Source organism: Pseudomonas sp. LFM046 (assembly GCF_000949385.2).
GTDB lineage: Bacteria > Pseudomonadota > Gammaproteobacteria > Pseudomonadales > Pseudomonadaceae > Metapseudomonas.
This window is the reverse complement of record NZ_JYKO02000001.1, coordinates 569,044-581,206: the sequence shown is the minus strand read 5'-3', so window position 1 is coordinate 581,206 and position 12,163 is coordinate 569,044. Positions and strand designations below refer to the sequence as shown.

Below are 12,163 nucleotides of genomic sequence, written 5' to 3'. Positions count from 1 at the left end.
TCGATCAAGGCAATCGAGCGATGAGCCTGCAGCAGCAGACGACCTGCCTTGGAGGGCCGTGCAAGGTAGAGAAAAGTGTAGCCACGGCTGGGTGCCGGCTGCCGGGCTTTTCTGTTTGTCAGGGCGACGAACCTGTGGGGGCGAATACATTCGCCCCCACAATAAGAACAAACCGCGTGCGGACTACCCGCGCGTCGCGATGGCGTGCTTGCGCAGCTTGCGATAGAGGGTATTGCGGCTGATGCCCAGCTGCTCGGCGGTGCGGGTCATGTGCCAGCGCTGGCTATCCAGTGCGCTCAGCAGGGCGGTGCGCTCGGCATCATCCAGCGGGCTGGCCACCGGTTCGGGAACGGTGGGTTCAGGCACCGCACGCAGCACGTCCCGAGGCAGGTCACCGAGTCGAATGAAACCGTCTTCGCACAGCGCCGTCAGGGTCCGCAGCACAGTGCGCAGTTGCCGTACGTTGCCGGGCCAGTGGTAGTCCAGCAGCGCCTGGCGGGCGTCGTCGGCGAGGCAGATGCGCATGCCGCGCGCTTCATCTTCCAGCAGGTATTGCAGCAGTTCCGGCTTGTCGCTGCGTTCACGCAGGGGTGGCAGGTCGAGGATCAGGCCGTTGAGGCGATAGAACAGGTCCTCGCGGAAGCTCCCTTCGCGGACCCGCTCCTCCAGCTCGCGGTGGGTGGCGCTGATGATGCGCACGTCCACCGATTGCGGCTCGCCACCAATGGGCACCACCTGGCGCTCTTCCAGCACCCGCAGCAGACGGGTCTGCAGGGCCAGGGGCATGTCGCCGATTTCGTCGAGGAACAGCGTGCCGCCATCGGCCTGTTGCAGCTTGCCGCGCATGCCTTCCTTGCGTGCGCCGGTGAAGCTGCCGCCGCGATAGCCGAACAGCTCGCTCTCGATCAGGGTTTCCGGAATGGCCGCGCAGTTCAGCGCGATGAAGGGCCGCTCGGCGCGGGAGCTGGCCTGGTGCAGGGCGCGGGCAAAGGCTTCCTTGCCGGAGCCGGTTTCGCCGTTGATCAGCAGCGGCACATCGCGCTCGTAGACCCGCAGCGCGCGGCGGAAGTCGTTCTGCAGGGCGAGGTCGCCCAGGCAGATGCTCGGCCGCGCCACGTTCGGTGTCGCCAGCGGAATGGGTTGAGGGATGCTGCGGGGCTGTCCGCGCAGGGCAGCGAACAGGGAGCGGCCATTGCGAGTGCGCAGCGGCCAGCTGGTGACGGGCTGCGGTGTTGCACGGCCCAGCAGATCGTCCAGGCGGCAATCGAAGAACGTTTCCACCGGCTGCCCGATCAGGTGCTCGCGGGGGCAACCCAGCAGGTTGATGGCGCTCTGGTTCACCGCACTGATGCGCCCTTCCCCGTCGAAGGCCAGCAGCCCTTCGCTGAACAGGCCGACGTATTCGGCCTGCAGGTGGAAACGCAGCAGCCATTCGCCCTCGAAGCGGCGCAGGAAGAAGCAGCTCTCGATCATCTTCGCCGAGAGGTTCACCAGCGCCATGGTGTGGAACTGGCTCTGGCGCGACACGTCGTGCCGCGCGGATGATACATCCAGCACAGCCATCAGGTCGCCCTGGGGATCGAACACGGGGCTGGCGGAACAGGTGAGGCCGGTGTGGCGGCTGCGGAAGTGTTCGTCCTGGTGGATGGTCAGCGCCTGGCGTTCCACCACGCAGGTGCCGATGCCATTGGTGCCTTCGCTGGCCTCGCTCCAATCGGCGCCCAGCCAGAGCCCGGCGCGCTCGAAGGTGGGCCGCTCGGCGCTGGCGGTGACGCAGTTGAGGATGACGCCACGGGAATCGGTGAGGAGCACCGCGTGGCCCGCGCCGGAGAGCTGGCGATACAGGTTGTTCATCTCACCATTGGCGACTTCCAGCACCTGGCGCATGCGCTCGCGGCATTCGAGCATGCGTCCGTGCTCAAGCACCGTCGGCGCCATCGGCTGGGCCGGGTCCAGATGATAGTCCTCCAGGCAGCGAAGCCAGGAGCGAGCGATCGAAGGGTCGGCGGCCGGACCGCTGGCCTGCGCCTTCCCCTGTGCCAGGGTCATCACCTGTTGGGCGTGACGGCTGAGAGGATTCTGCATTGTTGTTGTTCTCCAGTGCGGGCTTCCGGGGAGGCAGCCCTGGCCGTGGAACGGCACCCGCGTCGACGCAGCATCCTCCAGCGTGGAGCCCATTGCAATGGCCGACTGACCTGCTGGTCATCCGCTGTGCCAGATGCGTGACAAAGTGTCACCTGCCGCTGTGCCACACCTGTCACAAGGGTTCTGGAGAGGATCGGAGCGACGTGTAAGAAAGCCCTCTAGCACGGCACTTTCAGCACTCTGGCCCAGGCCTTGCTCTCAAGAGGACAAACGCCAACCAGCGTTCTCCCAAACAGAACAAGAGACAGGAGAAACACCATGCGTTACGCCCAACCCGGTACTCCCGGCGCTGTCGTTTCCTTCAAGTCCCGCTACGGCAACTACATCGGCGGCGAGTTCGTCGCCCCGGTCAAAGGCCAGTACTTCACCAACACCTCTCCGGTGAATGGCCAGCCGATCGCCGAATTCCCCCGCTCCACCGCCGAAGACGTCGAGAAGGCGCTGGACGCCGCCCATGCCGCCGCCGATGCCTGGGGCCGTACCTCGGTGCAGGACCGCGCGAACATTCTGCTGAAGATCGCCGACCGCATCGAACAGAACCTGGAAGTGCTCGCCGTCACCGAGACCTGGGACAACGGCAAGGCCGTGCGCGAAACCCTGAACGCCGACATCCCCCTGGCCGCCGACCACTTCCGCTACTTCGCCGGCTGCATCCGCGCCCAGGAAGGCGGCGCCGCCGAGATCAACGAGAACACCGTCGCCTACCACATCCATGAGCCGCTGGGCGTGGTCGGGCAGATCATCCCGTGGAACTTCCCGCTGCTGATGGCCGCCTGGAAGCTGGCCCCGGCCCTGGCCGCCGGCAACTGCATCGTGCTCAAACCCGCCGAGCAGACCCCGCTGGGCATCGCCGTGCTGATGGAGCTGATCGGCGACCTGCTGCCGGCCGGTGTGCTCAACGTGGTGCAAGGCTTCGGCAAGGAGGCCGGCGAAGCGCTGGCCACCAGCAAGCGCATCGCCAAGATCGCCTTCACCGGCTCCACCCCGGTGGGCTCGCACATCCTCAAGTGCGCGGCGGAGAACATCATCCCCTCCACCGTCGAGCTGGGCGGCAAGAGCCCGAACATCTACTTCGAAGACATCATGCAGGCCGAGCCGGCCTTCATCGAGAAGGCCGCCGAAGGCCTGGTGCTGGCGTTCTTCAACCAGGGCGAAGTGTGCACCTGCCCGTCCCGCGCGCTGGTGCAGGAATCCATCTACCCGGCGTTCATGGCCGAGGTGATGAAGAAGGTCAAGGCCATCAAGCGCGGCGACCCGCTGGACACCGAGACCATGGTCGGCGCCCAGGCTTCGCAGCAGCAGTTCGAGAAGATCCTGTCCTACCTCGACATCGCCCAGCAGGAAGGCGCGGAAGTGCTCACCGGCGGCGCCGTGGAGAAGCTGGAGGGCAGCCTGGCGACCGGCTACTACATCCAGCCGACCCTGCTGAAGGGCCACAACAAGATGCGCGTGTTCCAGGAAGAAATCTTCGGCCCGGTGGTGGGCGTCACCACCTTCAAGGACGAAGCCGAAGCCCTGGCGATCGCCAACGACACCGAGTTCGGCCTCGGCGCCGGCCTGTGGACCCGCGACATCAACCGCGCCTACCGCATGGGCCGCGGCATCAAGGCCGGCCGCGTGTGGACCAACTGCTACCACCTGTACCCGGCCCACGCCGCCTTCGGCGGCTACAAGAAGTCCGGCGTCGGCCGCGAAACCCACAAGATGATGCTCGACCACTACCAGCAGACCAAAAACCTGCTGGTCAGCTACGACATCAACCCGCTGGGCTTCTTCTGATCCCCGGCACGCAATGAAAAAACGCGGCTTCGGCCGCGTTTTTTCATTTCCGTAGGTTGGGCTTAGGAACGAAGCCCAACATGGCAATGCCGGACTCCCGCATCGTTGGGCCTCGCTGCGCTCGGCACCAACCTACGACAACATCAGATCAGCGCTCGTCGCCCCGCCACTGCCGGGGGCTCACGCCGAACCAGCGGCGGAAGGCGCGGGAAAAGGCGCTGGTCTCGGAATAGCCCAGCAAGGGCGCCAGCTCGGAAATGGGTCGCTGACGCTGGCGCAGGTAATGAAGCGCCAGCTCACGGCGGGTCTGTTCCACCAGTTGGCTGAAGCTCAGCCCCTCCTCGCGCAGGCGCCGTTGCAGACCCGCCGGGGTGAGTTCGAGGGATTCGGCGATCAGTTCCAGACAGGGTTCGCCCTCGGCCAGAACCAGGCGAATTCGAGTCCCCGCTTCTTCCAGCAGGCTCGGTCGAACATCCTGCTCGCCCAGGCGACGGATCACGTCCTGAACGAGGAACAGCAGGTTGGGATCACGCTCGGGCATCGATTTGCCCTGCACATCCCCCTTGGGTACAAGCAGGAAGTTGCAGGACCGCCCGAACTGCACCGGCGCACCGAACACCTGGCTGTGCTCCTGCCAGCTTTCCGGGCGCTCATGCTCGAAGGCCACGGCACGCGGCGTCCAGTCGCGGCCCAGTACGTGACGCATCAGGTTCAGGGCCATGCCCATGGTCAGCTCGGCATCCTGCCGGCGATCCAGGATGGCGCCGTGGCGGACCTGATAGTCGAAGCGGTAGCACTCACCGCAATCCACCAGGCGGATCAGGGTGCTGTGCTGGTGATAGGGAAAGGCCGCGGCGAAGTTCTTCAGCGCCGCCTCCAGGGTGTCCGAGCAGAGCCCGACATAGCCCAGCAAGCCCAAGGCCCGTGGCTGGAATTGCTGGCCATAGCGCAGGCCGAAGTTGTCACAGCCGGATTGCCGCGCAGCCTCTTCCAACACCTGGCAGTAGTTGGGCAGGGCCAGGCTCAGGGTGGGATGGAGCAATTGCTCCGGGTCGATGCCGGAACGACCGAAAACCAGGTCCAGATCACCGCCCTGATCCGTGATGAAGCGATCAAGGCCGCTGGCGGCGGCCGACAGCACGCCGACATTGCTCGCCATGGGCGCCTGCAGGCTGACACTGGAAAACAGGGGCTGGCTCATCACGGACTACCACGTCTTTTTTTGATCACTCATTCAAGCAAAACCCATGCCCTCGCGCGGACGCCCGTGGACCGTACCTCAGCGGCCGCCAAAGGGCTCATTCACGGGCCATTTGCGAGCATCTCGGACGCCCCTCGCCCCGAGTCGGGGCACAGGCAGTTGGGGCGATGGGTAACAGTGCCGTGCAACTTGACCGCAGGTGCCGAACAGCGTCCTCCACGGTCAAGTCCTGGGCGGGGTCGCTGGATAAGATCGAGCTCCGGTCACCCAACGACAAAGCCCCCAAGGGCAGAGGAGTCCCGATGAGCACAACACAACTAAAACCCACGCTCGGCACCTTGCATCTCTGGGGCATCGCCGTCGGTCTCGTGATCTCCGGTGAGTACTTCGGCTGGAGTTACGGCTGGGGCACCGCCGGCACCCTCGGTTTCCTGGTCACCGCGCTGCTGGTGGCGACCATGTACACCTGCTTCATCTTCAGCTTCACCGAACTGACCACCGCCATCCCCCACGCTGGCGGCCCCTTCGCGTACAGCCGCCGCGCCTTCGGCGAGAAGGGCGGACTCATCGCCGGCATCGCCACCCTGATCGAATTCGTCTTTGCGCCGCCGGCCATCGCCATGGCCATCGGCGCCTACCTCAACGTGCAGTATCCGGAACTGGATCCGAAGCACGCGGCGGTGGGTGCGTACATCGTCTTCATGACGCTGAACATTCTCGGCGTCAGCATCGCCGCCACCTTCGAGCTGGTGGTCACCGTGCTCGCCGTGGCCGAGCTGCTGGTGTTCATGGGCGTGGTGGCGCCGGGCTTCAGCTTCTCCAACTTCGTGCTCAACGGCTGGGCCGGCAGCAATGAGTTCAGCGGCCAGGCCATCTCCGGCATCTTCGCCGCCATCCCCTTCGCCATCTGGTTCTTCCTCGCCATCGAAGGCGCGGCCATGGCCGCCGAAGAAGCCAAGGACCCGAAACGCACCATCCCACGTGCCTATATCGCCGGCATCCTGACCCTGGTGTTCCTCGCCATCGGCGTGATGGTGATGGCCGGTGGCGTGGGCGACTGGCGCACGCTGTCGAACATCAATGACCCGCTGCCCCAGGCCATGAAGGCCGTGGTGGGCAATGACTCCACCTGGATGCACATGCTGGTGTGGATCGGCCTGTTCGGCCTGGTGGCCAGCTTCCACGGCATCATCCTCGGTTACTCGCGGCAGTTCTTCGCCCTGGCCCGCGCCGGCTACCTGCCTCGCGGCCTGGCCAAGCTGTCGCGCTTCCAGACGCCGCACCGCGCCATCATCGCCGGCGGCGTGGTGGGCATCGCCGCCATCTACAGCGACGGCATGGTGAACCTGCAAGGCATGACCCTGACCGCCGCGATGATCACCATGAGCGTGTTCGGCGCCATCGTCATGTACATCATCAGCATGCTCAGCCTGTTCAAGCTGCGCGCCAGCGAGCCGAACCTGGAGCGCACCTTCCGCGCGCCGGGCTATCCGGTGGTGCCGGCCATCGCCCTGGTGCTGGCCGTGGTCTGCCTGCTGGCGATGGCCTGGTTCAACACCTTGATCGGATTCATCTTCCTTGGCTTCATGGCAGCGGGTTACATCTACTTCCAGTTCACCGCCCACCATCGCGCCAGCGCACCGGCCGATGCCCTGCTGAACCGCGCCTGATTCCGTTGCGCCCCACCGCACGCGGACCGGGGCGCCTCACCAAGGAGAGCTTCGAGTGAGCAGTTTTTCCCATAGCGTCGGGGGCGAGACCTGGCGCTTCGACAGCCTCAAGGACGTCATGGCCAAGGCCAGCCCGGCTCGTTCCGGCGACTACCTGGCCGGCGTTGCCGCCGCAAGCGATGGCGAGCGCGTGGCCGCACAGATGGCCCTGGCGGAGATCCCGCTGAAGCACTTCCTCGACGAGGCACTGATCCCCTACGAGGAGGACGAAGTCACCCGCCTGATCATCGACAGCCACGACCGCGCCGCCTTCGCGCCGGTGAGCCATCTCACCGTTGGCGGCTTCCGCGACTGGCTGCTCAGCGAGCATGCCGACGAAGCCGGCCTGCGGGCCCTGGCGAAAGGCCTGACGCCGGAGATGGCCGCCGCCGTGTCGAAGATCATGCGGGTGCAGGACCTGGTGCTGGTGGCGCAGAAGATCCGTGTGGTCACCCGCTTCCGCAACACCATGGGCCTGCGCGGCCGGCTCTCCACCCGGCTGCAACCCAACCACCCCACGGACGAACCCGCCGGGATCGCCGCGAGCATCCTCGACGGCCTGCTCTACGGCAACGGCGACGCCATGCTCGGCATCAACCCGGCCACCGACAGCATTTCCTCGATCTGCGCCATGCTGGAGATGCTCGACGCCATCATCCAGCGTTACGAAATCCCCACCCAGGCCTGCGTGCTGACCCACGTCACCACCTCCATCGCCGCCATCGAACGCGGCGTACCGCTGGACCTGGTGTTCCAGTCCATTGCCGGCACCGAGGCGGCCAATGCCAGCTTCGGGGTGAGCCTGAAGATCCTCCAGGAAGGCTACGAGGCGGGGCTGTCACAGAAGCGCGGCACCCTGGGCAACAACCTGATGTACTTCGAGACCGGCCAGGGCAGCGCCCTCTCGGCCAACGCCCACCACGGTGTCGACCAGCAGACGTGTGAGACCCGCGCCTACGCCGTGGCGCGCCACTTCAACCCGTTCCTGGTGAATACGGTGGTGGGCTTCATCGGCCCGGAGTACCTCTACAACGGCAAGCAGATCATCCGCGCGGGGCTGGAGGATCACTTCTGCGCCAAGCTGCTGGGCGTGCCCATGGGCTGCGACATCTGCTACACCAACCATGCCGAAGCCGATCAGGACGACATGGACACCCTGCTGACCCTGCTGGGGGTCGCGGGCATCAACTTCATCATGGGTATCCCCGGCTCCGACGACGTGATGCTCAACTACCAGACCACCTCGTTCCACGACGCCCTTTACGCCCGCCAGAGCCTGGGCCTGAAGCCGGCGCCGGAGTTCGAGGCCTGGCTCGAACGCATGGGCATCCTGGTGCAGAGCGATGGCCGGGTGATGCTCGGCGACCAGCTGCCGCCCGCTTTCCGTCAGGCCATCGCACGACTGGCCTGACCCCGAGGAGAGATGTATGAAAACTCCACGCCCCACCTCCGGCCACACCGCCAACCCCTGGCAGGAGTTGCGTCGCCTGACGCCAGCGCGTATCGCCCTGGGCCGCGCCGGCATCAGCCTGCCCACCAATGCGCAACTCAATTTCCAGTACGCCCACGCCCAGGCGCGGGATGCGGTGCACCTGCCCTTCGACCACCAGGGCCTCAGCGCAAAGCTGGCCGAACGGGGACGTGAAACCCTGCTGCTGCACAGTGCCGCGACAGACCGCGACACCTACCTGCAACGCCCGGACCTGGGCCGGCGCCTGGATGCGGCCTCGCGGGAAAAGCTGCAGGAACACGCCCGCGCCAATCCCGGCGGCTACGACCTCGCCGTGGTGGTGGCCGACGGCCTTTCCGCCCTGGCCGTGCAGCGCCACAGCGTGCCCTTTCTAGAACGCATGGAAGAGCAGGCCCTGGCCGAGGGCTGGTCGCTCTCGCCGGTGGTGCTGGTGCAGCAGGGCCGCGTGGCGGTGGCGGATGAAGTGGCGGAGCTGCTCGGCGCGAAGATGGTGGTGATCCTCATCGGCGAGCGCCCCGGCCTCAGCTCGCCGGACAGCCTCGGCCTGTACTTCACCTGGGCGCCGAAGGTGGGCCTCACCGATGCGTACCGCAACTGCATCTCCAACGTACGTCTGGAGGGCCTCAGCTACGGCATGGCCGCGCACCGCCTGCTCTACCTGATGCGCGAGGCCTGCCGTCGCCAGCTGTCCGGGGTCAACCTGAAGGATGAGGCCGAGGTACCGAGCATAGCGGGTGAGCCCGACCGCGCCCTGGCCGGCAACTTCCTGCTCGCCAACGACCACCACTGAACCCCGCGTGTTCCGGGGCCGCCGCACGTTCGGCGGCCTCGAGACGAGCAGCCTTTCAAACGCTTGCTTGGATTGCGTTTTCCACAATTTCTGGTGCAGCATCATTGGCGTTTGCTGGCACAGCATCTGCATCGCCAAAAATGCCCACTCAAAAATGCCGAGGCCCATCATGCGCATCGTCCAAGCCACTCTGGACCATCTGGACCTGCTTACGCCGCTGTTCGTGAAGTACCGTGAGTTCTACGGTGAACTGCCGTTCCCGGAGTCCTCGAAGAAATTCCTCGAAAAGCGCCTGAGCCGCCAGGAATCGGTGATCTACCTCGCCCTTTCGGACGACGATGAAAACCGCCTGCTGGGTTTCTGCCAGCTCTACCCGAGCTTCTCCTCCCTGGCCCTGAAGCGCGTCTGGATCCTTAACGACATCTACGTCGCCGAAGATGCCCGCCGCCAACTGGTGGCCGACCGCCTGCTGCAGACTGCGAAGAAGATGGCGCGGGAAACCAATGCCGTGCGCATGCGCGTGTCCACCAGCGTCGGCAACGAAGTGGCGAAGAAGGTGTACGAGTCCATCGGCTTCCACGAAGACACCGAATTCAAGAACTACATCCTGCCGATCAGCAGCGACTGAGTTCAGCCTGCCAGCCCGATCCACCCGATCGGGCTCGCCGCTCTAGCTCAACCCCAACCAAAGCCCCAGCAACAGGGGCAATCCCAGCGCCAACACCATAGCCAGATGCCACGCTCTCTTATGCCGAGGAGCGGGCTTCTGCCGGTGCGCTTGCCCCAATAGCCGCTCCAGGGCCAACTGGAACTCCGACAGTGCCTCGAAGCGCGCACGCGGCTGCGGCGCCAGTGCCTTCGCCAGCACGCCATCCCAGCCTTCGGGCAGATTCGGGACCCGTCCCGCCAAGGGCACATAGCGGCTGGCCTGGCCGCCCTCCGGGCGCGCCGCCTCCGGCCACTCACCACCCAGCAGCCAATAGGCGAGCGCAGCCAGGGCGAACTGATCGGCGCTGCCGTCCAGGGCGCGGCCGTGGCGTAACTCCGGCGCTAGGGGCACTGCCTGAGCGGGAGTGGCTTGCCGGGCGACGCCAGGCAGGATGGCCGCGAATTCCGGCATCAACAGCAGGTGCCCCCGCTCGTCCAACAGAATCTGCCGGGGATTCAGCCAGAGGCCCTGCATCCCGCGCCGCTGCAACGAGCGCACCGCCTCGATCAACTGCACCAGGATCGCCAGGATGGCATCGGCATCCATCGACCCGTGCGCTTCCCGCAGCTTCGCCAGACTCTGCGCACCGGCCGGCGGCAAGGTGAAAAGCTGGTAGGCATGCTGACGCCCCTGCCGCGGTGACAGCACCTGGGGCAAGGTCGCCACCGGGCTGCGCCGCAACACCCACTCGCGCTGCCAGAAGGCTTCGTCGGCATCTGCTTCGGCCAGCCAGAGCAACGCCTCACGTCCGTCCTCCACAGCACGGAACAGACGACCCGGCGGGCCGTAGTCGCATGGGGCGAGCAGGGTCCAGCCATCCACCTCCATGCCCGGAGCCGGGGCATCCAGCTTCGGGCAGTGGACGCCTGGAGCCGGGGGCGGCAGGCAATTGGGCTCACCCGGCAACACCAGGGCGGCGGCACCCGGTGCTGAGAGCAGCGGCTCAAGCAGCCCGCCCAATTGGCCGGGCTGCAAGTCGGCGCAGGCTTCACCCAGAGCGTTCAGGTCAGCCACTTCCAGCAACGGCTGAGGTGCCAGCAGCAGGAGCTGGTTCGGCGTCAGCGGCAGGCTGTGCTGGATCACCGCCAGCTCCGCCTGACCGCCCAGGGGGTTATCACGGCCTACCAGCCCCTGAATCCGCGCCCCCTGGAAGTGCACCAGGCCGACAGAGCCAGCCTGGAGGAACTGCACCTCGCCGTCCTGCACCAGCAGCAATCCGGCGCTCAGCTCCGGGACGTTTTCCCCCGACTGACGCCGGCGATAAAGCTGCAGATTGAGCGCCGCCAGCACCTGCCGCGCCGCCTGGGTCTCGCTCCAACCTTCGGGGGTGCAGGCATAGTCGGCGAACAGGGCATCCAGGAATTGCTCCAGCATCCGCACCACGCTGGTGCATGAACGTCCCCAGAGCAGGGCCACCAACATCAGCGGCGGTCGCCCCTGGCGCCCGGCCACCCAGGTTGCGCGGGCGCGCGCCGCCTGGGTGGGCAGGTCCAGGCCGTGCCCCTGGGCGAGGCTCACGGCGGGATGTTCCAGCAACTGCAAGGGCATGAGGGCGCATCCGGTCCGGGAAACTTCGGCATCCGTTGCAGGCTTCATGCCGCCCACCAGTCGGCCAGGGGCTCGCCGACACCAGGGAACTTGCCCCTATAATGCGGCGATCACTGCCCTCGTCCGGCGCAGCCATCCACAAGGCGTCCCATGGAATTCAACCCGATCGACCTCATCCTGCACCTGGACCAATACCTCAATTTCCTGGTCACCCACTACGGAGCCTGGGTCTACGGCATCCTCTTCCTGGTCATCTTCTGCGAGACGGGGCTGGTGGTGACGCCGTTCCTCCCCGGCGACTCCCTGCTCTTCATCGCCGGCGCCGTCTGCGCAACGGGCGGCATGGACCCCTTGCTGCTGGGCGGGCTGCTGATGCTCGCTGCCATCAGCGGTGACAGCCTCAACTACCTGATCGGGCGGACGGCAGGCGAGCGCCTGTTCACCAACCCGGATTCGAAGATCTTCCGCCGCGACTACCTCGAGCAAACCCACGAGTTCTACGAGGTCCACGGCGGCAAGACCGTGACCCTGGCGCGCTTCCTGCCCATCATTCGGACCTTCGCACCCTTCGTGGCCGGCATGGGCCGGATGCCCTACCCGCGCTTCTTCGCCTTCAGCGTGCTGGGCACCATCCTCTGGGTGGGCGGCCTGGTGACCCTCGGCTTCTTCTTCGGCAACGTGCCCTTCATCAAGCAGAACCTGTCGCTGATGGTGATCGCCATCATCGGCGTGTCGATGCTGCCCATGGTGATCAGCTTCGCTCGCCGTCACTTTCGCAACGCCGGCAAGGGTGCCGAGCAATCGAGCTGAA

At 65.9% G+C, this 12,163-nt stretch carries 9 protein-coding genes; 6 read left to right on the top strand and 3 right to left on the bottom strand.

Features of this window, described 5'->3' with window-relative positions:
• Positions 1 to 183 precede the first annotated feature (183 nt).
• Positions 184 to 2,085, bottom strand: a complete 1,902-nt coding sequence (locus TQ98_RS02775; RefSeq protein WP_044872364.1) for a sigma-54-dependent Fis family transcriptional regulator — start codon at positions 2,083 to 2,085, stop codon at positions 184 to 186.
• A gap of 318 nt (positions 2,086 to 2,403) precedes the next feature.
• On the opposite strand from TQ98_RS02775, the gene TQ98_RS02770 reads away from it, so the two are divergent.
• Positions 2,404 to 3,924, top strand: a complete 1,521-nt coding sequence (locus TQ98_RS02770) for an aldehyde dehydrogenase family protein (protein ID WP_044872365.1) — start codon at positions 2,404 to 2,406, stop codon at positions 3,922 to 3,924.
• A 148-nt stretch (positions 3,925 to 4,072) separates the two neighbouring features.
• Here the strand turns inward: TQ98_RS02770 and TQ98_RS02765 are convergent, their stop codons facing one another.
• Positions 4,073 to 5,125 carry an AraC family transcriptional regulator gene (locus tag TQ98_RS02765; RefSeq protein ID WP_044872601.1) on the bottom strand — a complete coding sequence of 351 codons (1,053 nt, stop codon included), beginning with the start codon at positions 5,123 to 5,125 and terminating at the stop codon, positions 4,073 to 4,075.
• A 302-nt stretch (positions 5,126 to 5,427) separates the two neighbouring features.
• Here TQ98_RS02765 and eat point away from each other — a divergent pair, with 302 nt between their 5' ends.
• The 4 genes from eat to TQ98_RS02745 all read left to right on the top strand — a co-directional run bounded on the left by eat (position 5,428) and on the right by TQ98_RS02745 (position 9,723).
• The gene (gene eat, locus TQ98_RS02760; protein WP_044872602.1) at positions 5,428 to 6,795 is read left to right on the top strand and encodes an ethanolamine permease; all 1,368 of its coding nucleotides are present in this window, start codon (positions 5,428 to 5,430) and stop codon (positions 6,793 to 6,795) included.
• A gap of 55 nt (positions 6,796 to 6,850) precedes the next feature.
• Entirely contained in the window at positions 6,851 to 8,245 is a 1,395-nt protein-coding gene (locus TQ98_RS02755; protein ID WP_044872603.1) for an ethanolamine ammonia-lyase subunit EutB, read from the top strand.
• Positions 8,246 to 8,261: 16 nt separating this feature from the next.
• Complete coding sequence (gene eutC, locus TQ98_RS02750; protein ID WP_044872604.1) at positions 8,262 to 9,095, top strand: ethanolamine ammonia-lyase subunit EutC; 834 nt, start codon at positions 8,262 to 8,264, stop codon at positions 9,093 to 9,095.
• A gap of 169 nt (positions 9,096 to 9,264) precedes the next feature.
• The gene (locus tag TQ98_RS02745; protein WP_044872605.1) at positions 9,265 to 9,723 is read left to right on the top strand and encodes a GNAT family N-acetyltransferase; all 459 of its coding nucleotides are present in this window, start codon (positions 9,265 to 9,267) and stop codon (positions 9,721 to 9,723) included.
• A gap of 42 nt (positions 9,724 to 9,765) precedes the next feature.
• Here TQ98_RS02745 and TQ98_RS02740 read toward each other — a convergent pair whose 3' ends face one another.
• Positions 9,766 to 11,352: a protein kinase gene (locus TQ98_RS02740; RefSeq protein ID WP_044872606.1), complete on the bottom strand. Its 1,587-nt coding sequence runs from the start codon at positions 11,350 to 11,352 to the stop codon at positions 9,766 to 9,768.
• Between the two features lie 150 nt (positions 11,353 to 11,502).
• Between TQ98_RS02740 and TQ98_RS02735 the strand changes: the two genes are divergently transcribed.
• Positions 11,503 to 12,162 carry a DedA family protein gene (locus TQ98_RS02735; RefSeq protein WP_044872607.1) on the top strand — a complete coding sequence of 220 codons (660 nt, stop codon included), beginning with the start codon at positions 11,503 to 11,505 and terminating at the stop codon, positions 12,160 to 12,162.
• Position 12,163: the final 1 nt, after the last annotated feature.

Bases quoted from the DNA above. Each gene is read 5' to 3' on its own strand.
- TQ98_RS02775 (WP_044872364.1), bottom strand. From the start codon at position 2,085: ATGCAGAATCCTCTCAGCCGTCACGCCCAACAGGTGATGACCCTGGCA.
- TQ98_RS02745 (WP_044872605.1), top strand. From the start codon at position 9,265: ATGCGCATCGTCCAAGCCACTCTGGACCATCTGGACCTGCTTACGCCG.
- TQ98_RS02770 (WP_044872365.1), top strand. From the start codon at position 2,404: ATGCGTTACGCCCAACCCGGTACTCCCGGCGCTGTCGTTTCCTTCAAG.
- eat (WP_044872602.1), top strand. From the start codon at position 5,428: ATGAGCACAACACAACTAAAACCCACGCTCGGCACCTTGCATCTCTGG.
- eutC (WP_044872604.1), top strand. From the start codon at position 8,262: ATGAAAACTCCACGCCCCACCTCCGGCCACACCGCCAACCCCTGGCAG.
- TQ98_RS02735 (WP_044872607.1), top strand. From the start codon at position 11,503: ATGGAATTCAACCCGATCGACCTCATCCTGCACCTGGACCAATACCTC.
- TQ98_RS02740 (WP_044872606.1), bottom strand. From the start codon at position 11,352: ATGCCCTTGCAGTTGCTGGAACATCCCGCCGTGAGCCTCGCCCAGGGG.
- TQ98_RS02765 (WP_044872601.1), bottom strand. From the start codon at position 5,125: ATGAGCCAGCCCCTGTTTTCCAGTGTCAGCCTGCAGGCGCCCATGGCG.